Source organism: Nocardia sp. NPDC006630 (assembly GCF_040611495.1).
Classification (GTDB): Bacteria; Actinomycetota; Actinomycetes; order Mycobacteriales; family Mycobacteriaceae; genus Nocardia.
This window is the reverse complement of the sequence record NZ_JBEXOK010000006.1, coordinates 37,094-57,066: the sequence shown is the minus strand read 5'-3', so window position 1 is coordinate 57,066 and position 19,973 is coordinate 37,094. Positions and strand designations below refer to the sequence as shown.

General features: G+C 68.5%; 15 protein-coding genes. 6 read left to right on the top strand and 9 right to left on the bottom strand.

All coding sequences use genetic code 11. The annotated features are described in order from the left end of the window. Nucleotides 1-335: 335 nt before the first annotated feature. Both ABZX86_RS18520 and ABZX86_RS18515 read left to right on the top strand, forming a co-directional pair. Nucleotides 336-539 (top strand): hypothetical protein, encoded by a 204-nt coding sequence (locus ABZX86_RS18520; protein ID WP_355124966.1) that lies wholly within the window; start codon nucleotides 336-338, stop codon nucleotides 537-539. A gap of 203 nt (nucleotides 540-742) precedes the next feature. After that, nucleotides 743-1,045, top strand: coding sequence for a hypothetical protein (locus tag ABZX86_RS18515; RefSeq protein ID WP_327142741.1), 303 nt, complete (start codon nucleotides 743-745; stop codon nucleotides 1,043-1,045). Here the strand turns inward: ABZX86_RS18515 and ABZX86_RS18510 are convergent. Continuing rightward, nucleotides 1,007-1,831, bottom strand: coding sequence for a class I SAM-dependent methyltransferase (locus ABZX86_RS18510; RefSeq protein WP_355124964.1), 825 nt, complete (start codon nucleotides 1,829-1,831; stop codon nucleotides 1,007-1,009). The two genes, ABZX86_RS18515 and ABZX86_RS18510, sit on opposite strands and share 39 nt — an antisense overlap. A 330-nt stretch (nucleotides 1,832-2,161) precedes the next feature. On the opposite strand from ABZX86_RS18510, the gene ABZX86_RS18505 reads away from it, so the two are divergent. Further along, entirely contained in the window at nucleotides 2,162-3,340 is a 1,179-nt protein-coding gene (locus tag ABZX86_RS18505; protein WP_355124962.1) for a glycosyltransferase family 4 protein, read from the top strand. A gap of 61 nt (nucleotides 3,341-3,401) precedes the next feature. Here the strand turns inward: ABZX86_RS18505 and ABZX86_RS18500 are convergent, their stop codons facing one another. From ABZX86_RS18500 to ABZX86_RS18490, 3 genes are all read right to left on the bottom strand, one after another. After that, nucleotides 3,402-5,462 carry a hypothetical protein gene (locus ABZX86_RS18500; RefSeq protein WP_355124960.1) on the bottom strand — a complete coding sequence of 687 codons (2,061 nt, stop codon included), beginning with the start codon at nucleotides 5,460-5,462 and terminating at the stop codon, nucleotides 3,402-3,404. Nucleotides 5,463-5,471: 9 nt separating this feature from the next. Beyond that, nucleotides 5,472-6,857, bottom strand: coding sequence for a polysaccharide biosynthesis protein (locus tag ABZX86_RS18495; RefSeq protein ID WP_355124958.1), 1,386 nt, complete (start codon nucleotides 6,855-6,857; stop codon nucleotides 5,472-5,474). Nucleotides 6,858-7,161: 304 nt separating this feature from the next. Continuing rightward, a complete protein-coding gene (locus ABZX86_RS18490; RefSeq protein WP_355124956.1) occupies nucleotides 7,162-8,382 on the bottom strand; it encodes a DUF3068 domain-containing protein in 1,221 nt (406 codons plus the stop codon). 187 nt (nucleotides 8,383-8,569) lie between these two features. Between ABZX86_RS18490 and ABZX86_RS18485 the strand changes: the two genes are divergently transcribed. Further along, nucleotides 8,570-9,763, top strand: a complete 1,194-nt coding sequence (locus ABZX86_RS18485; RefSeq protein ID WP_355124954.1) for an acyltransferase — start codon at nucleotides 8,570-8,572, stop codon at nucleotides 9,761-9,763. A gap of 2 nt (nucleotides 9,764-9,765) precedes the next feature. Here ABZX86_RS18485 and ABZX86_RS18480 read toward each other — a convergent pair whose 3' ends face one another. From ABZX86_RS18480 to ABZX86_RS18465, 4 genes are all read right to left on the bottom strand, one after another. Then, nucleotides 9,766-14,397: an alpha-(1->3)-arabinofuranosyltransferase gene (locus tag ABZX86_RS18480; protein ID WP_355125812.1), complete on the bottom strand. Its 4,632-nt coding sequence runs from the start codon at nucleotides 14,395-14,397 to the stop codon at nucleotides 9,766-9,768. Nucleotides 14,398-14,464: 67 nt separating this feature from the next. Then, the gene (locus ABZX86_RS18475; RefSeq protein ID WP_297628719.1) at nucleotides 14,465-14,635 is read right to left on the bottom strand and encodes a DUF2613 domain-containing protein; all 171 of its coding nucleotides are present in this window, start codon (nucleotides 14,633-14,635) and stop codon (nucleotides 14,465-14,467) included. A 190-nt stretch (nucleotides 14,636-14,825) separates the two neighbouring features. Further along, a complete protein-coding gene (locus ABZX86_RS18470; RefSeq protein ID WP_355124952.1) occupies nucleotides 14,826-15,917 on the bottom strand; it encodes an isochorismate synthase in 1,092 nt (363 codons plus the stop codon). Nucleotides 15,918-16,025: 108 nt separating this feature from the next. Further along, the gene (locus ABZX86_RS18465) at nucleotides 16,026-16,511 is read right to left on the bottom strand and encodes a universal stress protein (protein ID WP_355124950.1); all 486 of its coding nucleotides are present in this window, start codon (nucleotides 16,509-16,511) and stop codon (nucleotides 16,026-16,028) included. Between the two features lie 214 nt (nucleotides 16,512-16,725). Between ABZX86_RS18465 and ABZX86_RS18460 the strand changes: the two genes are divergently transcribed. Together ABZX86_RS18460 and ABZX86_RS18455 are read left to right on the top strand one after the other, a co-directional pair. Then, complete coding sequence (locus ABZX86_RS18460; protein ID WP_355124948.1) at nucleotides 16,726-17,166, top strand: hypothetical protein; 441 nt, start codon at nucleotides 16,726-16,728, stop codon at nucleotides 17,164-17,166. 6 nt (nucleotides 17,167-17,172) lie between these two features. Then, nucleotides 17,173-18,339, top strand: a complete 1,167-nt coding sequence (locus tag ABZX86_RS18455) for an ADP-ribosylglycohydrolase family protein (protein WP_355124946.1) — start codon at nucleotides 17,173-17,175, stop codon at nucleotides 18,337-18,339. A gap of 129 nt (nucleotides 18,340-18,468) precedes the next feature. Here the strand turns inward: ABZX86_RS18455 and ABZX86_RS18450 are convergent, their stop codons facing one another. Next, on the bottom strand, nucleotides 18,469-19,812 hold the full coding sequence (locus ABZX86_RS18450) for an acetyl-CoA C-acetyltransferase (RefSeq protein WP_355124944.1): 1,344 nt from the start codon (nucleotides 19,810-19,812) through the stop codon (nucleotides 18,469-18,471). Nucleotides 19,813-19,973: the final 161 nt, after the last annotated feature.

Here is a 19,973-nt window from a genome sequence, read left to right as displayed (position 1 = left end):
GTTTTGCTCCCCATTGTCCGGAAGATTGTTCGGGCCTGCGTCCCACTGAGCGGGATGGAACTGAAATTCGACTCTTCGGTTTATTTGTCGGCACGTGAACTCGTTCCTGAAACGCGGTTCGCAATTCGGTTTGCCTATTGGTGTCCTATGCTCTGCATGGCTCCGCTCGACCGACCGTTCTGGCCGGTTGCTATTAATTAGCTGCTGCTATTCTGGTTGCCGTGCCTCTCTTTTGTTTTCCTCTCTAGGCCGGTTACTCGCTCGACGCGCACTGGGTTCACTACGCACTGGTTCAAGACGTCCTGGGTTCCATTGGTGAGAGGTAGGCGAACGGCATGACCGCTGTGGACATCGACTCTTTCATTTTTCCCGAGTTCACCGAAAGTCCTGTGGTGCCCGCGAGTACGCCGATGCAGCGGGCTGCCGGCCAGTTGCAGCGGGTGTTGCCGCCGGGCTGGCAGGTGGAGGTCGTCGAAAGTACGCGCGGTGCGGCGCGCAAGGGTCAGCCGGTGCTGCGACTGGTCGCCGCCGACCTCTGAGCGGTACCGGAGGGCAAGGCGCGCAACCGCTTCCGCATACCTGGGGCTAACTCTTGGCATAGGGGAAAATCGAATCCCAACCTGTCGGTTCGCTTTTCGTGAAACGCACTATTGCATTCGGCACCTGTAGCGAGCATGCTTTATAGCTATTGCAGATAGCTCGCTCGATTCATGAACCGTTACCGCACAGGGGAGTCCGAGTCATGGCGGTGCAAGTGGTCGACAGATCGTTGATGACAAGTGATCTCACCCCTCATCAGGCGAAAAGCGTTGGGGTCGGCGGCTGGGTGGTGTCTTTCCTGCCGGGCCGCACCCTCACCACCGAGCAGGCTGCTGCGGCGTTGCAGGCAGCGGAAGCCGTTGCCGCAGTGAATGAGCTGGCCGGCCGGGTCGGGCTCACCGCCATGGAGACGGTCGGGCTCGCAACCCAGGAGTCACCCTGGAGCGAACCGGAATGCACCGGTGGATTAGGGAGAATCTGGCGACGCGGCAGACTGCAGCGCTGAGTCCTGTTTCGTCGCAATCACCACCAGGTTGCTGACCAGTAGTTCACGCACCGCCGGAACATGCACCACCCACCAGGCCCACCGTGGGTGATAGCGCGGGAAAACGGCCAGCACCTGCACGTCGTCCGGTGTCTGGCGTGCCCAGCGCAGCCCCTCGGCCGCGCTCACCGCGAACAATGAGGTGCCGAATCGGTTCTTCGGCTCCCGCCCCTGCTTCCGCCGGTACCGACGTGCCGCGAACTCTCCGCCCAGATAGTGCCACGGCCCGGTCTCGTGCCCGCCGAACGGGCCGAACCACACGGTGTACGAAAAGACCATCAGCCCACCGGGTTTGATGACACGCAGCATTTCCTCGGCCATCACCCACGGCTGCGGTACATGTTCGGCCACATTCGAAGAAATGCAGACATCTACGGCATTGTCGCGAAACGGCAGCGCCATTCCCGACCCGCGCACCGCACCGGCCACACGCAGCCCCGCCGCATGCATCTCCGACGGATCCGGTTCCACCGGCAGATACCGCGCCCCCGCGCGCTCGAATTCGTCCGCGAAATAGCCGGGCCCGCCGCCCACGTCCAGCACAATGGTGCCGCGCAGCGACCGTCCCGTCAGATCCCGATAGAAATCGGCCACCAGATCGGCCGTATCGGTGGCCACACCGCCGTAGAACAGCCCGGGATCGGTCTGTTCGAACCGGAAACTCCCCAGCAGCCGTAGCGACCGCCGCAACGTGGCCCTACGGGCGAAACGCGGTCTTCCGGAATGGGTCCCCTCGGCTCGAAGCACGCCGAGCAGTCTCGCACAGTGACACGTGTAGCGACCGGGTCACCTGAACCTCGCACCCCGACACGCAGGCTCAGACCCAGAGCTGGGTTTGCCGAACGAATGATCGCGCGCGCGCGACGGCGCCGACTTCGCGATGCATCGTCCGGCGCATCCCGAACGTGATGACCCGGTCGTGCAGGGCGTGTGGGCCGCGGAGGCGTGCGATCTGATGCCCTGGCGTCGGGTCGGTACAAAGTCGGTTGACCGGTGCCGGGGTCGCGGGCCGGGGTCTCGCTATATGGTGGAGCGCATTGTTCGCTGTCCCCTGCCATTGACCCTGGAGATCGTCCCGTGCGTGAAGTGCTGCTGCTGTGCTGGCGCGACACCGGGCATCCGCAGGGCGGGGGGAGTGAGCGGTATCTGGAGCAGGTGGGGGCGCAGCTGGCGGCCCGGGGCGTGAAGGTGACGCTGCGGACCGCACGGTATGCGGGGGCGGCTCGGCGGGAGCATGTCGAGGGGATCGATATCAGCCGGGGCGGCGGGCGGTACACCGTGTATCCGCGGGCGCTGGCCGCGATCGCCCTGGGCCGGCTCGGGGTCGGGCCGTTGCGCGGGGTGCGACCGGATGCGGTGATCGACACCCAGAACGGGATTCCCTTCTTCGCGCAGGCCGCGGCGGCCGCGCCGACGGTGGTGCTGGTGCATCACGGGCATCGGGAGCAGTGGCCGGTCGCGGGACGACTGGTCGGGCGGATCGGCTGGTGGATCGAGTCCCGATTGTCGCCGCGTGTGCACCGGGCCAATCAGTACTTGACGGTGTCACTGCCGTCGGCGGAGGAATTGACCGCGCTGGGCGTCGAGGGAACTCGAATCGCGGTGGTGCGCAATGGCGCCGAGGCCGTGCCCGCGCAGGTCACCGCCGGAGACGACAGCACCCGCACCGAGCATCCGAGCATTGTCGTGCTGTCCCGGCTGGTGCCGCACAAGCAGATCGAAGACGCCATGGCGGTGGTCGCGGGATTGCGCGGGCGCATTCCCGGACTGCACCTCGATGTAATCGGCGGGGGCTGGTGGGCCGGAAACCTCCGCGCGCATGCCGATGAACTGGGCATAGCCGACGCCGTCACCTTCCATGGGCACGTCGATGAGCACCGCAAACACGAACTGCTGTCCCGCGCCTGGGTGCATGTGCTGCCCTCGCGCAAGGAGGGCTGGGGCCTGGCGGTGATCGAGGCGGCGCAGCACGGTGTGCCTACGGTCGGCTACCGCAGTTCTCGCGGGCTCACCGATTCCATCGTGGACGGCGTGACCGGGGTGCTCGTGGACGATGCGACGCAGCTGACCGAGGCCGTGGGGGATCTGCTCGGCAATGCCGAGGCCCGGACGGTGCTGGGGGAGAAGGCGCGGGCGCGGGCGCGCGAATTCTCCTGGGAGCAAACCGGAAACGGGGTCTTCGACGTGCTGTCGGCGGTGGCGCGCGGGGAGCGGATGTCCGGACTTGTCGCCGGAAGCGCTGTCCTGCAGCCATAGCAATGCACTACTGCGGGTCGTAGCCTCGTAGATATGTGGATTATTCCCATCATCGTCGTGATCAGCGTGGTCGTGATTCTCGTCGGATTCGTTGTGGGATTCCCGAAAGACTGACCATATGTGCTGCCGCGGAAAGGATTCCGCCGCAGAGCAGGGCGGCCCACAGCAGATGCGCCGCCCCGGCAATACGCCGCGAAGAAGCTGACGCATCATGATCGGCAATGCTGCCAGGCACCCGATACAGCTGTAGATCCGCATCGCTGTAGACCGAATTGAGTTCGGCCAGTGTGGTTTTCGATTCGCCCAGCGGACCGGGCGTGCGGTGCTCGACCAGCACCCACCCCACACCCAGATCGGCCAGCTCACGTGCCGATCCACCGCGCAGCAGCAATTGCTCGACCGTATGCGCCCGCACACCCTCCCCGGACACCGTCGCACCCCGCACCGGAAGTTCGCCCGTCTGCAACACATCTCGCGGCAGCAGGCGCGGCGCCGGATCCAAAACCGGTGCGCTGCCCGAATATCGGAACTTCCGGAACATTCCGCCGGGCAGTACCGCCACGTCCCCCGGCGCCTCGACCATCCCGGCCACCCGCTCCCACCCACCCGGATACTGCACCGGACGCAACGCCCCACCCACACCCCAGGCCAGATCAGGCAGCGCCACCAGCATGAGCACAATGAAAACCGCCGCGACCCCGCCGATTCGAGCACCCGCATCCCGGCCGCGCGTCACCGCGCTGTCCTCGGTGATCGCGCCGTGCGCCATTGCGCTGTGCTCGGCGATCGGGTCTGAAGTGTCGGCCCGGCCCGCTGAAATCCGTTCGGACACCGCCCGGCATCCGGCCGCCGCGCACAGCGCGAATCCGGGCATGGCCAGCGCCACGAATTTCTGCGTATCCCGCAGCAGCCCCGCCCCCGGCACCTTCGTCACCAGGAATTCCCCGGCCGAAAGTCCCCACCCCGTCGCCCCGAGCGCCGGTAGCACCACGGCCGCCACCGCTAGTGCGATCAGTACCCGACACGTATGCGGACCCGCGGCCTCCGAGCTGTACTCGCCGGTACTCACCTCCGCGCCGGAGCCGAATGTGCCTGTGTGCGAACCACCATTGCCGCTCTGGCTGATCCTCGCTTTTGCGCCGGCCGAGAGCGGGCGCCTGCCGATGACAGCGTGTACGCCGGTCGCGACCAGTCCGAGCAGCAGCACCGTGCCGATCAGCGCGAAAAAGGTTGTGCGGGAGTCGGGTACAGCGGTGCTGTTCCAGATCCCGCCCAATCCCGCCACGCTGCCCAGTGTCCCGAGCCAAGGCTCCGCCCGCGCCGCGAAGGCAGCCACGCCCGCCGGATCCGATGGCTCGGCCCCCGTAACCGCGAGTGCGGTAGCCGCCAGCCACGGCGCCGCCGCCACGATCCAAAGCCCCACTGCGCCAGCCAAATTCCTCCGCCCGACCAGCAGGAATGCCACACACCCGGCCAACAGTGAGCCGGTCGGCGTCAGTCCCGCAGCCGCCAGCCATCCCCCGAGCGCAGCCCAGGTGATGCATCGGCGAGAAGAGAGACCGCAGAGCCGCGCCGCACCTGCCACCACAACCGGCGGGTCGGCAGGCATGGCTGCGTCGATTGCCGCCCCGACCGCCGCGGGTACGACCGCGGCGGCGCGTAATCGGTTGGCCAGGAGGGCTATCCAGGGGAGGGCGGCGTAGCCGGTGAGGAGGCTCCAGTGGCCCTGCAGGAGGCGTTCGGCGACGTAGGGGTTCCAGATGGCGAGGGTGGCGGCCACCAGCTGGGGGGCGGTGGAGACGCGGAGCAGATCGCGGGCGAGAGTGGCGGCGCCCCAGCCGGCGAGCCAAAGTGCCGCCAGCAGGATGACTTTGACGATCAGGCCGCCGTCGATGAACGGGGAGAGGATGGCGATGAGCGCGTCCTGGGGGACGGCGCGCGGCGCGGCGTCACCGAGTCCCAGCGCCGAATCGGTGAGGTATGAGCGCGGGGTGCTGACGGCATCGCGGAGCAGCAGGTATCCCGGGCCCAGCAGCGGCCCGAGTACCAGCAGCGCCAGCACCAGGCTGTACCCGGCGGGCACCAGCCCGGCCCATCGCCGCTCGCGGCCCCGCACACTCACACCGGCACCCTATGCGCCGCTCGCACCGAAACCGGGGACGCTCGAAGCCCTTTCGCCCGCTTCCCGCGCGGTGCGCAAGGCGAGGATCGTAATGACGAGGGTGGTGACCGCGGACGCGGCTGTCGCGACCATGATCAAGCTCGGCACCGAATGCGTGCAGGTCAGCATGACGCCCACGCCCACCGCCAGACCCAGCCAGGTGATGGCGGCCGGAGCCGTCCGATCCGCCGCGATGGCGGACAGCAGCGCACCCTGCAGCACCGCGAGCAGTGCACCATTGAGCGCGAACATCCACAGCAGTCCCTGCACCGGCGCGTAGTCGTGCCCGGCGAGCATCGGCGCGAGCGGCGCCGCCACCGCCGCACCCGCCACCGCCACCGCCCCGACCCCCACCAATACAGCCAGCGCCGACCGCACAGCCCGCGCGGAATGCTGCGGCTGCGCCATCCGTGGATAAAGCACCACCCCCACCGCCTGCGGCAGCCAGAACGCGATCTTCGCGGCAATGGCACCCAGCGCGTACCGCCCAGCATCGCTCTCGCTGAGCACGATTCGCGAAACAATCAAATCCGCCGACGACAGCGCCATCAGCGCCGCCTGCACCTGCACCGCCCGGAACACCGGGCTGACCCCACCCACGTACCCGCGCACCCGCCCCGCAAGACCCACCCCACCCCGAGCCGCAGCCGGATCGAGAACGGCTGCGCCACCATCGAGACCCGCCACACCAGTAGCTCCCGCACCCTCGAGGACGGGGGAGTTGGAGGCCGGCACACTTTCGCGAACTGGTGAGCCGGAGGCACCCGCAGTGCGAGTCTCGGTGAGGTCCGTCATCCGGCGGGCACCGAGTGCCGCGACGGCGATTCCGGCCGCTGCGGCCCAGAGTGCGGCCGTGGTTGCCCCGCCCGCCGCGAGCACCACCAGCGCCGGTGTCACCCGCGCCATTCCGGCGCCGCCGAGCACAATGGCCAACTCGCGGAATCGGCTGCGCCCCTGCAATATCCCCTGCTCACCGGAGAGCAGTACCAGCACGGGCGCGGCGCACAGCGCGGCGGCCGAGGCCGCGAAGCTCACCGACAGCACCGCACTCACCAGGGGAACCAGCGGCACGGCCACCACCGCGACCAGTCCCGCACACCGCAGCGCCAGCCCCCGCACCGCCGCCACACTCGCCCCGCGCACGATCTCGCGCGCCACCACGTTCTGTAAAGCCAAGGCCGGCACCGCGCACAGCAGCTGCACCGCGAGCAGACTCGCGAACGAGCTGTAGCCCGTAACCCCCAGCCACCGACTGGCCAGCAACTGCAGCAGATACCCCGCCACATTCGCCGTCATCGCCCCTGCCGTCACCAACGTCAGGTCCGCGACCACGGGTAGACGACGTACAACGGACACGCCCGCAATGCTCCCACCCCCCTCCCGCCGCTCCCCTCCCACCCCGTTCCACATCCACCTCGCGCCCGAAAGGCCCTGCCTCGCCGGAGTCGCAACACCGCACCCGATCCGCCGGAACCTCACCCTCGGGTAACCGCACAGCCCGCGTCCGTGCCGCACACCTGGTAGCGGCTGTGAGGTTCGGATGCGGGTCGTGCGGTCGGTCGGGACCTCCGGCAGCGGAGTGCGGGGATGCGCGCCGAGGTCGGAAACGGGAGCGGCCCCGCACCTTTCGCAGGTGCGGGGCCGCTGGGACGAAATCCGATCAGGGATTCTTGTCCATGTCGATCTGTTGTGTCTTGCTGATGTCGATCTGCTGGGTGGGGGCGTCGGCGAAATGGTCCACGCGGCCCTGCGGCGGGCTCGAGGGGAACGTGGCGCCGGGCGCCGGACCACCGGGAGCGGGACCACCGGCAGCGGGGGAGACGCGGCGGACGGGGGTGCCGCCGTTGCCATTGCCGCCGAGCAGGCCGATGACCAGGCCGGCGATCAGGGCGATGGCGCCGAGGATGCCGAACACGATCGGCAGGGTGCGGCCGTAGAGCGACAGCTTGTCGATATTCGTCTTGGCCACGGAGATCTGCGATTCGATGGTGTTCTCATCGAAGACCAGGTGCGCGTTGAGGACGGTGACCTCGGGCTTGGCGGCATCGCGGGCGTAGAACTGGTGGATCTGCTCGCCACCCTTGATGACCGTGCCGGTCTTCGGCTCCACCCACACGTCACGCGTATTGGTGTAGAAGCGGGTCATGGTGATCGGGGTGTCGCCGCCGTCCACGCCCCACTTCTCGGCGGGCAGCGCGAGCTTGTTGGTGGGGGAGTTGACGACGGTGGAGAGATCGGTGACGGGGATGGTCTGCTGGAAGTGGTAGACCTTCATGTCATTGATCTCGGTCTCTTCGACGAAATTGATGTCGAAGGTCTTGCGCACATTGACGTCGAAGTACGGGTACGTCTTCTTGTCGGTGCCGATCGGGAAGCGGTACTGCAGTCCGGTGTGCTGCACCGGTTCCATGACTGCCGCACCCTTCTTGTCGACAGTCGCGGCGATCGAGCCGTTGGGGCCGCCGTCGACGGCATCGACGGGCATGCCGTTCTTGCGGTCGATGGTGACGCGGTCGACGAGGGCGGTCAGCAGGCCGGTGTCGCCCTGCTTGTCCGTGCGCCGCAGGGTCTGACCGGCCTGAATGGTCATTTCCGAGGCGTCCGACGGATCTTCGACGGTGAGGAAGCGCTGTGAGAACAGCGGAACGTTGGTGTCGACCTTGGCCGCGCCGGTCGGTGAGGTCAGCGACTTGGAGTCGAGGACTTCGCTGGGCGCTCCTGGGACATTGGTCGCGACGGTCGTGATCTCCAGGTCAAGCGGTGTTTTCGCGAGACGGCTCACCGTGTAGGTGGGGATCATGATCGCGGCGACGAGCAGCAATGCACCCAGCCCCACGAGCAGGCAGGCCACCGTCCTTCTGGTACCGGCACTCAGTGCCATGCAGGTTCTCCTCGTCGTCGAACAGGTCATTCCGATTAGTACTGTGGTCGCCGCACAGCACTCGTGAGCCCCGACACTAACAGTCCAGGGCCCGGAAGAGTCTCGCCGAGGCGGGAAAATATCGCGAAACGGCCGGAAGTCAAACACGGGTGATCACACATCCATGCGACAAGGCAAACTGGACACGATGACCGCGACTCTGCACCCGCCCTCCGAACCGGTTCCGCCGGTCCGGGCGGCCGCCTCACCCGAGGCGAGTGCGGACCTCGAGGCCCGATCCGTCCGCCGCCCCGGCATTTTCGTGCCCGCGCTGGAAGGCATGCGGGCGCTCGCGGCCCTCGGCGTCATGCTCACCCATGTGGCGTTCCAGACCGGCGCCGCCGGCTATCCGGTGATCGGACGGGTCCTCGAGCGGTTCGATATGGCGGTCGCCGTCTTCTTCGTGCTCTCCGGATTCCTGCTGTGGCGTCCGCATGCCGCGGCGGCCCGCGGGCTCGGCGCTTCGCCTCCGGCGGGTCGATATCTCCTGCATCGCGCCGCTCGCATCCTGCCCGCCTACTGGGTCGTGGTGTGCACGGTGCTGATTCTGCTGCCGAACGCGGCGCATACCGCGGGACTGCGGGTGTGGCTGTCCAACCTCGCATTGACGCAGGTGTTCGTGCCCTACACCCTCACCGACGGGCTCACTCAGATGTGGAGTCTGTCGGTGGAGGTGGCCTTCTATGTCGTGCTGCCGCTGCTGGCCTTCGCCATGGTGTGGATGCGCGGGACGCGCGCGCGGTGGCGGGTGCCCGCGGTGCTGGGGCTGGCCTTCGTCTTCCTCGGCTGGAATTTCATACCGGTCCCGACACCGGATGCCATTCACGCCGACAACTGGCTGCCGGGATATCTGCCGTGGTTCGCCATGGGGATGCTGCTGGCCGAGCTCACCGATCTCGAGGCGCCGCGCTGGCGGCGGATCGCCGGTAATCGCCGGCTGATGTGGCCGCTGGCGGTGGCCGCCATGCTGCTGGCCGCGACCGATCTGGGTGGTCCGGAGGGGTTGAAGCACGGGGAACCCTGGCAGTACGTCATGAAGACGCTGCTGGGCGCGGTCATCGGATTCAGCCTGCTGGCGCCGCTGGTGCTGCGGCCCGATATTCGGCATCGCCGGCTGGAGAGCCGCACCGCCGCCACCCTCGGCCGCTGGTCGTACGGCATCTTCATCTGGCACCTGGCCGTACTGTCGATCGTCTTCCCGGTCTTCGGCATCATTCCGTTCCGCGGGCATTTCGTGCTGGTCTATCTGCTGACCCTGGCATTCACCCTGCCCCTGGCCGCCGCCAGTTTCGCGCTCGTCGAGGAGCCGGTGCGGCAGTGGATGCGCCGCCGCGTCGGCTGAATTCAGTCGCGGCGCGACGGCAGCGCGGAAAGACCCAGGGCCACAATCGCTACGAGTGCGGGGAACTGCACCCACAGCGAGGCGCCCATGTACCCCTCGGGTGAACGCCACGGACCGGTGGAGAGCGCGGCAGCGGAAATCGCCGTCCCCGCAAAGGCGATCGCGACGAGTGCGCGCGACCAGTCGCGCGGCCGGAAGTACGCCGCGACCAATCCCAGTGCGGTGAGCACGATTCCGGTCGGACCGGCGATCAGCCCCGCCGCGACGGCCAGCCCGGCCGCGCCCACGGTACGACTGCGCCACGTCCGCGGCGCGGGCCCGTCGTCACGGACCGGCCTGCGGGCGCTCCGAAATGCCAGCACCACAAGGGGAATCAAGAGCAGCAATCCGCCGAAGATCGCAACCCGATACCACCGATCGGCCGGGAACTCGACGGTGAACGGCCCCTTGGTTCCCGGCGGCACCAGCCACGCCTGCTGCCACCCGTCGATCACCACCGGCTTCAACTCGTGCCCATCGGCCGTCACCGCCCGCCAGCCGACATTCGTGCTCAGCGGCAGCACCAGCAGCTGAGTCCCCGCAGGCGCATGCACTCCAGCCGATGCGGTACCCGCGATGCCGCCTGCCGATGCGGTATTCGCCTCGCGGCTCGATGGTGCTCCACCGGCGGCTGGATCTGCCTGGGCCGCAGGGCTGCCGGGAGCCGCTGTACCGCCGGCAGTCGCCTGGGTGTCCGCAGCTGAGGCGGTTCGGTTCAAGCGCAGCTCATCGACACTGAACAGATCGGTCGGGGCGACGGTGACGTCGATGCGGCCGTTCGGCAGATCGAATGTGGTTGCGGCGCCGCTCGAGTCGCCATTGGGATCGGTGGAGTCGCCGTTCGGAACGTGATTGCCGTGTGGTCCGGTGCTGCTGTCGCCGGGTGCGGTGCTGTCGGTGGCGCAGACCTTGGCGGGAATCGGTGCGCCGGAGCGTAATTCGGCGGCGGTGCCGGTGATCGTGGTGTGCAGGAGGCGGCCGGCGGCGGCGAGGGTCGGGCCGTGGTCGCAGTCGATGGTGATGAGGCGGTCGGGGGGTGCGGGGGCGGGGTAGTCGGGGCCCAGGACGGTCACTTCGGCTAGGCCGGGGGGTTGTTCCTGCGCGAAACCCAGTGCGGTCTGGTCGAGTACGGGGTCCCAGGACTGGATGCTGAGTTCGATGCGGTCGGTGACGTGCGGGTGCAGTTCTATGCGGGTGGGGACGCCGGAGGCGGGGTCGACGGTGCGGACCTGGGGACCGTCGCCGAGGTTCACCGAGAGGGCGGTCGGGTGGGCGGGCAGGTCGCCCAGGGCGGGCGCCACTTCCAGACCCGTCACCAGGGTGGGCTCGGGCAGATCGATGGTGAGTGTGGGTTTGCCGCCGGTTTTTTCGCGGACCGTGGTTTCCGGCGCGGTCCAGCTGGTGCGCGGGTCGCCGTCGGTGGCGGCGAGGGCGGAGCCGCGCGGGTCGGCGACATCGGCCTGACCGTGCGCGGCGGGACGGTCGTGATCGGTGAGCAGGTTTTCCAGGGCCGGTCCGGGGCGTGCGCGCACGAGCAGATCCGGTGCCACGGTGAGGGGTTGCGGCACATTCAGCGTGCGCTCGAACACGCCCGGCTCCTCGGCGGACAGTGCCAGTGCCTTACTGCAGCGCACCCGGTCGGGGGAGTCGAAACAGGAACTGCGGCCGGGGAATTCCTGGCCCAGATCCCAGCCCCGCACCTGCGTACCGGCGGGTGTGGCCGGCAGGACGGTGCGATGCCGGATATCCACGGTGGCCGGATCATCCCGGTCGGCGTAATCGTCGAGACTCAGTTCGCTGATGCCGAATTGCCCACCGCTGCTGCCGTTCTCGGTGCTGGCAGCGGTGATCTTGACCCAGTCGGTCTTGCCGGGCGGCAGTGCGACCGGCACCGACACCCCGGGTTCGCTGATGCGCGCGGCGACGGTGCCCTTGGCGGTGGCCACCTCCAGCCACTTCACGGGGCTGCCGATGGCGGCGCCGCTGGTGGTCACATGCAGTACGGCCGAGTTGACGGGCTTGTCGAGATCCAGTCGAAGCCATTGGCCCAGTGCATGTTCGGTGCCATTGCTGATCCAGGCCGTGGACGGATCGCCGTCCACCACCGCGGCGGTGGAACTGCCGGGCGCGGCCCCGCCCAGCTGGGTGGCATCGGCTGCGGAACTGGAGACGGTGACGGTCGCGCCGGACCATTCGCCCTCCACCAGCGGCGCACCGGGCACCGGATAGTCGGGCACCAGATTGTGGGTGCGCCGGGGATCTCCCGGCGCGCGCAATGCCGAATTGTGGTTGTCGACGCGCCCGAAGTCGGTTTCCCGATCCATCGGAGTGTCGGTGATCGTGACCGCATCCGCCGGCAGGCCCGCCCGCGCCGCATCGGCGGCCAGCAGGGTCGGCCCGCTGGGCGTTGCGGGATTGCGGCGCAATCGTTCCAGCGCCTCCGGCCCGCCCTGCACCACCGGCACACTGTCCAGCGGAACCGTGTACGCGCCCGGGAACGATCCGGGCGCGCCGACTCCGCTGCGCAGTTCGGCCGGCGTGCCGAGTGCCTTACCCGCGACGCGGTAGATCTCGATGGCCGGATAGCCGGGCCGCAGATCCGCGTCCGCGACCAGCCCGTCCACATGCCCGGTCTCGATCGGATCGCCGAATTCCGCGATCTTGCTCAGTCCCGGTGAGCCTTCGATGGCACGGTGCGCGAGCATGGGACGGGTGGAACGCGAGGTCTCCGGGTCGAGATCATTGCGCAGCACCAGGATTCCGATGCCCTGATCGGTGAGCGTCGCCGCCAGCCCCGCCGACGGCCGTCCGTCGGCAATGAGCCGCTGCACCGAATCCATCGCCCGAATCGCGCCGGGTGGGTTGAGCGGCACCGAATCTCGGATTGCCCAGGGCGTGCTCGCCAGGGCCTGCAGCGGTTCGTCGCGTGTCAGGCCCCATATCTGGCTGGCGAATGGCGCTCCCGGCACCACCAGCGCACGGGTGCCGGAGGCGTTGTGCGCCAGCCAATCCGCCGTCTGCTGCCAGTAGCCCGGCACCGTCTCGTACGCGCCGCTGGGCGCCAGTTTCCCGGTCCAGGCCAGTGACGTCGACAGTGCCAGCGCTGTCAGGATCAGCGCGCCGACCGCCACCATCCGGTCGCGTTCGGGATGCGCGAATGCCCTGCGCCACACCGGCATCGGCACCGAGGCGGGCAGTGGCACCCGGCTCAGCAGATGCGCCAGCCCGAGCACGAGCGGCAGCCGGATGAGCGGCTCCAGCTTGTGCACATTGCGCAGCGGCGCCCCGCCGGAGTCGAGGAAGGTCCGCACCTGCTCCGCGAACGGCCCGCCCAGATCCCCGGCGTAACCGGCGCAGATACCCACCAGTCCCACACCCAGAATCAGTACGAGCCGCCCTCGGCTGGGCATGGACCGCATGGCCAGCCCCGCGATCCCCGCGGCCGCCAGCAGCCCGGTGGCCAGCACCGCGGCCGGCTGCGTCACCAGCACCGCACCCGCGATTCGCTCCGGTGAAACGAACGGCGTCCAACTGTCGGTCCCCCGCAGCACCTCCCCGAGCGACGCCCACTGCGTAGTCACCCCGGACGATTCGATGAAGTCCAGGAACGGCGGACTCACCTTGCCCAGCAACAGCAGTGGCACCACCCACCAGAACGTCGCCAGCACCAACATCGGAATCCACACCCGCGTGAACCGCCACCACGCCCTATTGGGCCGATACGACACCCACCACAGCGCCGCGGGCAAGAACGCGGCCGCCGTGGCCACCGCATTCACAGACCCCATGAGCGCCAGCGCCATTGCGCTCCCGGCAGGAGTAGCCGCCCCCCGCAATCCCTGACCCCCGCCGGCCAGGAACCTGCGCCACCACCGCACTACCCGGCCACCATCGGACACAGAGACATCCGCGCCGGCTGCCGGAGCAGCTGCGGAAGCGTGGGCCCGCGCGCCGTTCGCCTCGGCCGCCCTCAGCTTCGCTGCCGCCGAGGCCGGGTCGCCCGGCCGCCGATGGATGATGCCGTGCCATATCCGGCGAGCCCCTGCTGCGAGGCCGCTTGGCGCTGAGGCGCTTTCGCGGGTCGCGGGGTTGTCGCCGGCGGTGCGCCGGCGGGTTATCGCGGCTCCGAGGGCGGCCGGGGCGAGCAAGACCCAGGGCGCGAGCATCATCGGGAGGGTTTCGGAGGAGATGGAGCCGAGGGTGGTGAGGACGCGGGGGGAGAGGGCGAAGGCGATGGCGGCGATGAGGCGGGAGCCGCGGCTGCCGATGCCGAGGGCCTCGCAGAGGCGGATGATGCCCCAGAAGCCGGCGAGCAGCAGCAGGGCCCACCAGATGCGCTGGGTGATCCAGGCGGGCAGGCCGAGCAGATGGCCGAGGGAGAAGAAGGCGCCGTGCGGGAAGAAGTATCCGTAGGCCTGGTTCTGCACCTGACCCATCGGGGCCTGGCTACTCCACAGGTGCGCGGCGCGGGTGAGGAAGCCGAGCGGATTCTGGGCCAGGTCGTATTTGGTATCGGCGACGGTGCGGCCCGGCGCCTGCAGGAAGGTCAGCAGGAAGGCGGCGACAATGGTGCCGAGCAGCCAGCGGCGGCCCAGCGGTTCGATATTCGGCGACCGGTCTCCGAACGGACCGGTCGCGGCGGCAGGATCGGAGGTCAGCCGGTCAGCGCGCGCCGTAATCAACGTTGTTGAGCAGCGATGAGCCGGCGTCGCCGCTCCGGTCGATGTCCGGGCGCTTGTCCTGCGACGCAGCCATCGTGATGACCAGGACCGCAGCCAGCCCGATCAAGGCTCCGCCGGCAGCGCTCGCTACACCAGGGACGGCAAACTTCATCGCGGTACTCCCATACATCGACGCATGCGTAACTCGAGCAAACCTAGCAGGTGGATCGCACTGAGGCTGCTAGGTCCGTACCGTCCGCCCCGCTCGATACCGGAACTCGGGCATTGTGCCCGTCCCTCTCGGGCACTGTGCACTGCTGCGGGGCGCGGCTCGCAGCGCCGGATGCGGCGCTGCACACCGCCTATTCAGGCACCGCGCACTGCAAACCGTTGAGGAAGGTGCGCAGTTTGGCGGTGGTTTCCACCAGTTCGGTGTGCGGGTCGGAGGCCGCGACGATGCCGCCGCCGCCGAACGCGCGCAGCGAGCGGCCGTCGGCGGAGAGTTCGGCGCAGCGGATGGCGACCACCCATTCACCGTCGCCGCGGGCATCGCACCAGCCGACCGCGCCGCCGTAGAAACCGCGGTCGCCTTCGAGGTCTGCGATGGCGTCGAGCGCGAGATCGGTGGGGGTACCGCAGACGGCGGGGGTGGGGTGCAGCAGGACGGCCAGATCGAGGGCGGTGATCTCGGGATCGCGCAGTTCCGCCGTGATGGGTGTGGCCAGATGCCATACCTCGGGCGTCTGCAGCAGTTCGGGCCCGTCGGGGATGTCGAGTTCACCGCATACCGGCGTGAGCTGTTCCCGGATCCAGTCGATGACATAGGCGTGCTCATCGCGATTCTTGCTGCTGGCCAGCAGTTCTCGCGCCTGTGCGGCGTCGGCGTCGGGATCGGCGAGCCGCGGCAGCGTGCCGGCCAGCGGTTTCAGGGTGACGGTGCGGCCGTGCCGTGCCACCAGCACCTCGGGCGTGGCGCCGAGCAGCGTATCGCCGGGCCGTCCGGCGGGTGTGAGGTCGACGGCGTAGACATTCGCACGCGGATGCCGGGTCACCAGGTGTGCGGCGACCACCTCCGCCTCCAGCGGCGCATCGGCCTCGGCGAGCAGCGAGCGTGCCAGTACCACCTTGCGCAGCGGCTGTCCGGGATCGTTGAGCTGTTCGACGAGTTTCGTCACTCGTGCCACATGTTCTGCGGCACTGGGCATTTCGGAGACGACCCGCACCTGCGGCAGTACGGGCAGCGCGGCCGGTCGCCACGGCCCCGCGGTGTGGACGGCCTGCACGGGTGCGCTCAGCGCGGCCCGGCGACGCGGATCGAACGGCAGCGCGCCGACGATCAGCTCCACGTCACCGGCCCGCAGCGCCGCCGCCGCGGCGCCCGCGTCGTCGAAGGCGATGCGGGTTCCGGTGGCGCGTACCACGCCGGCGGGCGTCGCGAGCAGAAATCCGTCCATGGCTTCCGACCATAGTCCGCGCCGCCGGAGCCGAAACCGCAGAGCGACGCAGATCTCAGACTCGCGGCATGGTCTTCGCCACACCGTCTGACCAGTGTTGTTGTGCGCTCAAGGTTTTGGTTCCGGCTCACGTCCCGGTGGCACCATCAGCACCGGTCGATGGCAATGTTTGAGCACCGAGTCGGCCACGCTGGAGTGCAGCAGCGCCCGGATTCCGGTAGCTCCGCGGGTGCCCGCCACAATGATGTCCACATCGAGCTCGTCGGCCACCTCGACAATGCCGTTCCAGATGGTGGTGGTGCACTCGACGGTCCGCGCCTCGGCATTGAGTCCGGCGAGTTTCGCCAGCCGCACGCCCTCGGAGTTGATGTGCTTGGCGTCCGCGAAGGCGATGTCCTCGATCTCGTCGTCGGGCATCCACTCGGGCTGCACCACCCCCGACAGTCCGGAGAGCCGGGCGGCCTGGCGCGCCATGGGCTCCCAGGCGGTGAGCACCACGGCTCGGTCGGCGGCGAGGAAGCGACCGGCGTATTCGACCGCGCGGCGCGCATTCTCGGATCCGTCGTAGGCGATCAGCATCAAATCGCAGGGCATGACAAACCTCCTGGTGGGAATGCCTGTCTCTACTGGGAGGCTACCCGGTGATTCTGCTCGTACACTGACTTGGCGACGCCGGGCACGTCGCGAGTACTCCACAGTTTGCGAACGATTCACCCAAATCGGTGGTGGGACGCACGGGCTCGGTTTTGACTGATAACCGACATCGCCGTCGTTGGAGCAGAGCCCGGACGAGGGGTGGATTGTGCGGTTGGACGAGCTGACGACCCCACAGGAATGGGCGAGTGTGTATCGCTCCCTGTTCGGGTTGCCGCATGTGCACGTGACCACACCCGGGTTCGTGGTACTGCCGCTGGTGGATACGATCGCGGCCCTCAATACCCCGGAACCGTTGGGCGCCTTGCTACTCGACGAATTGATGCTGCGCGGCGTGCCCGGCCCGGTGCTGGTGCGCGACCGTCCGCCGCGCCGCACCTTCCTGGCGATGTTCGATGGTTACCCCTCCGAAGAATGCCTCGAACAGTTGGAGCGCAACAGCGTGGATATCGGACCGCACCGCAGTAATGTCATCCTGCCCACGGGATTGGGCCGTCACACCCATGAGGGGCGCTGGTGGGCGCGCGCACCTGAGCGCGATGAATCGCTACCGCTGCTATCGGAGGTGCTGGACGCCGCCCGAGCGGTGCTGTGACCTGCGGTGCCTGCCATCGAAGCGTTCGGTCACCATGAGGCCGATCCCCGCGCCCTGCTCTACTACGAATGGTGTCAGCGCATCGAATCCGGTTATGCGGTAGCGGAGTTCGACGAGGAGGTGCACGACCTCGCGCAGTCGGACCGGCCGCTGGAAGCCGCGTGCTGGCGATTGCTCGACCGCATCGAATCCGCACCGCGACTGGCCGATTGGCCGTTCACCGAATGGGACGATCAGCCGGCCGCCGCCGATGGTCCGGGCGCACAGCGTGATTCGGCAGCGCACCTCCCGCTCGCCGACCTGGCCCACGCCGAACTGTTCGACCGGATTCACGGCGGCTGGCTGGGCCGCTGCGCCGTCGGCGCGCAGACCAAGCCCCTGGACTACACCGTGCTGGGCCTGCACCTGCTGGAGCAGTACGGCGCGGATTTCATGGCCGACGACGTCTGCGCGCTCTGGCTCGAACGCCTGCCCTTCCTGCGGACCTATACCGCCGAACGGGTCGCCTACCGCAATCTCATAGACGGTTTCGCCCCGCCGGAGACCGCGACACATCGAAATCCCTACCGCGAGTGGGCAGGTGCGCTCATGCGTGGCGATATCTACGGTTACACCAGTCCGGGCGCACCGATTCGCGCGGCCGCGCTGGCCGCGCGTGATGCCTCGGTATCGCACACCGGCAACGGCCTGTGGGCCGCCATGTGGGCGGCGGCCCTGATCGCGGCGGCCTTCACCGCCGGTGATCCCGGCGAGGCGCTGGCGCGGGCGGGTGCGGTGATTCCCGCGAAGTCCCGTCTCGCGGTGGAGCTTTCGAAGGTCGTCGAGGACCGTGCCCAGGGTCGCACCTGGGAGCAGGCGGTGGACCGGATTCGCACCCGCGACGGCCACTACAACCCGTTCCATGCGATCGGGAACGCCTGCCTCATCGCCGCCGGATTGCTCTGGGGTGCCGGTGATTTCACCAGCACCGTCACGCTGACCCTGGAATCGGGCTGGGACGCCGACTCGAACGGCGCGACGGCGGGCTCGGTGGCCGGAATCCTCACCGGCGCCGCCCGTATCCCGGAGCAGTGGACCGCACCGCTGGGGGACACTCTGCGAAGTGCGGTGGCCGGTCATACCGCCACCCGCATCTCCGAACTGGCCACCCGCACCCTGCACCTGCTCCCGTGAAACACGAGGGCAGCATCCCCTGAAACACGAGGGCGGTGCACCGGTTCGTCGTCCTGAACCGGGCACCGCCCTCGATACCCACACCGGTCTAGCGGCGCGAAAGCTCCTGTACAGGAGCCGAAGTGGTGTCTAGCGCTCCACGATGGCGACAACGCCCTGGCCGCCGGCGGCACAGATGGAGACCAGCGCGCGGCCGCCACCCTTCTCGGCCAGCTGCTTGGCGGTGGCGGCGATGATGCGGCCGCCGGTCGCGGCGAACGGGTGGCCCGCCGCGAGCGAGGAGCCGTTCACGTTCAGCTTGCTGCGGTCGATGGAACCCAGCGCGCCGTCCAGGCCCAGCCGCTCCTTGCAGTACTGATCCGACTCCCAGCCCTGCAGGGTGGCGAGCACCACGGAGGCGAAGGCCTCGTGGATCTCGTAGTAGTCGAAGTCCTGCAGCGTCAGGCCGTTACGGGCCAGCATGCGCGGCACGGCGTAGGTCGGGGCCATCAGCAGCCCGTCCGGTCCGTGGATGTAATCGACCGCGGCGACCTCGGAGTCGACCAGGTAGGCCAGCGGCGACAGCTTGTGCGCGGCGGCCCACTCGTCGCTGGAGAGCAGCACCGCGGAGGCGCCATCGGTCAGCGGCGTGGAGTTGCCCGCGGTCATGGTGGCATCGCCCGCCTTGACGCCGAAGACCGGCTTCAGGGTCGACAGCTTCTCGATGGTCGAGCCGGGACGCAGGTTGTCGTCGCGGGTCAGTCCGAGGAACGGGGTGATGAGATCGTCGAAGAAGCCACGGTCGTAGGCGGCGGCCATATTCCGGTGCGACAGGTAGGCCAGCTCGTCCTGGGCCTCCCGGGCGATACCGAATTCCTTGGCGGTGATGGCGGCGTGCTCGCCCATCGACAGCCCGGTGCGCGGTTCGGCATTGCGCGGGATCTCGATGCCGACCATGGACGGGCGCAGGCGGCCGACCAGCTTGGCGTAGTCCTTGTTGTTCTTGGCGCGGTTGGCGTCGAGCATCCACTCGCGCATGCTCTCGCTCACGCCGATGGGCGCATCGGAGGTGGTGTCGGTGCCGCCGCCGATGCCGGCCTCGAAGCGGCCCAGCGCGATTCCGTCGGCCACGGTCTGGATGGCCTGCAGGCCGGTGCCGCAGGCGAGCTGCAGATCGTGGGCCGGGGTGTACGGAGACAGGGTGGAGCCGAGCACGCTCTCGCGGATCATGCCGTGCTCGCCGACGCGCTTGAGGACGGCGCCGCCGACCACCATGCCGAGGCGTTCGCCCTGCAGCCCGAACCGGCTGACCAGGCCGTTCAGCGCGGCGGTGAACATGTCCTGGTTGGAGGCGTGTGCGTACTTGCCGTCGGAACGGGCGAACGGAATCCGGTTGCCGCCGAGGATTGCAACAGGCTTGGCCTGCTTGGCGGTCTTGGCTGTCCTGTCCGCGGGCTGCGCCGCGGGCTTCGCCGAACGGGCTTTGGTGGTCACTCGAGTCTCCAGTGTCTCGTCGGGTGGATTTCCGTACTCGCATCGATCCCGCGGGACCGGCGTCGGTCGGTTTACATTAAACTTACTCTGGAGTAAGTTCATTTGTCGACACCGTACCCCCGTCTGTGGCCAAAACCGCTCCGGGCCGGGACGTACGAGAC

What these genes read in the sequence shown, in the direction of transcription:
- ABZX86_RS18520 (WP_355124966.1), top strand. Translation starts at nt 336, where the DNA reads ATGACCGCTGTGGACATCGACTCTTTCATTTTTCCCGAGTTCACCGAA.
- ABZX86_RS18515 (WP_327142741.1), top strand. Translation starts at nt 743, where the DNA reads ATGGCGGTGCAAGTGGTCGACAGATCGTTGATGACAAGTGATCTCACC.
- ABZX86_RS18490 (WP_355124956.1), bottom strand. Translation starts at nt 8,382, where the DNA reads ATGGCACTGAGTGCCGGTACCAGAAGGACGGTGGCCTGCCTGCTCGTG.
- ABZX86_RS18485 (WP_355124954.1), top strand. Translation starts at nt 8,570, where the DNA reads ATGACCGCGACTCTGCACCCGCCCTCCGAACCGGTTCCGCCGGTCCGG.
- ABZX86_RS18475 (WP_297628719.1), bottom strand. Translation starts at nt 14,635, where the DNA reads ATGAAGTTTGCCGTCCCTGGTGTAGCGAGCGCTGCCGGCGGAGCCTTG.
- ABZX86_RS18470 (WP_355124952.1), bottom strand. Translation starts at nt 15,917, where the DNA reads ATGGACGGATTTCTGCTCGCGACGCCCGCCGGCGTGGTACGCGCCACC.
- ABZX86_RS18465 (WP_355124950.1), bottom strand. Translation starts at nt 16,511, where the DNA reads ATGCCCTGCGATTTGATGCTGATCGCCTACGACGGATCCGAGAATGCG.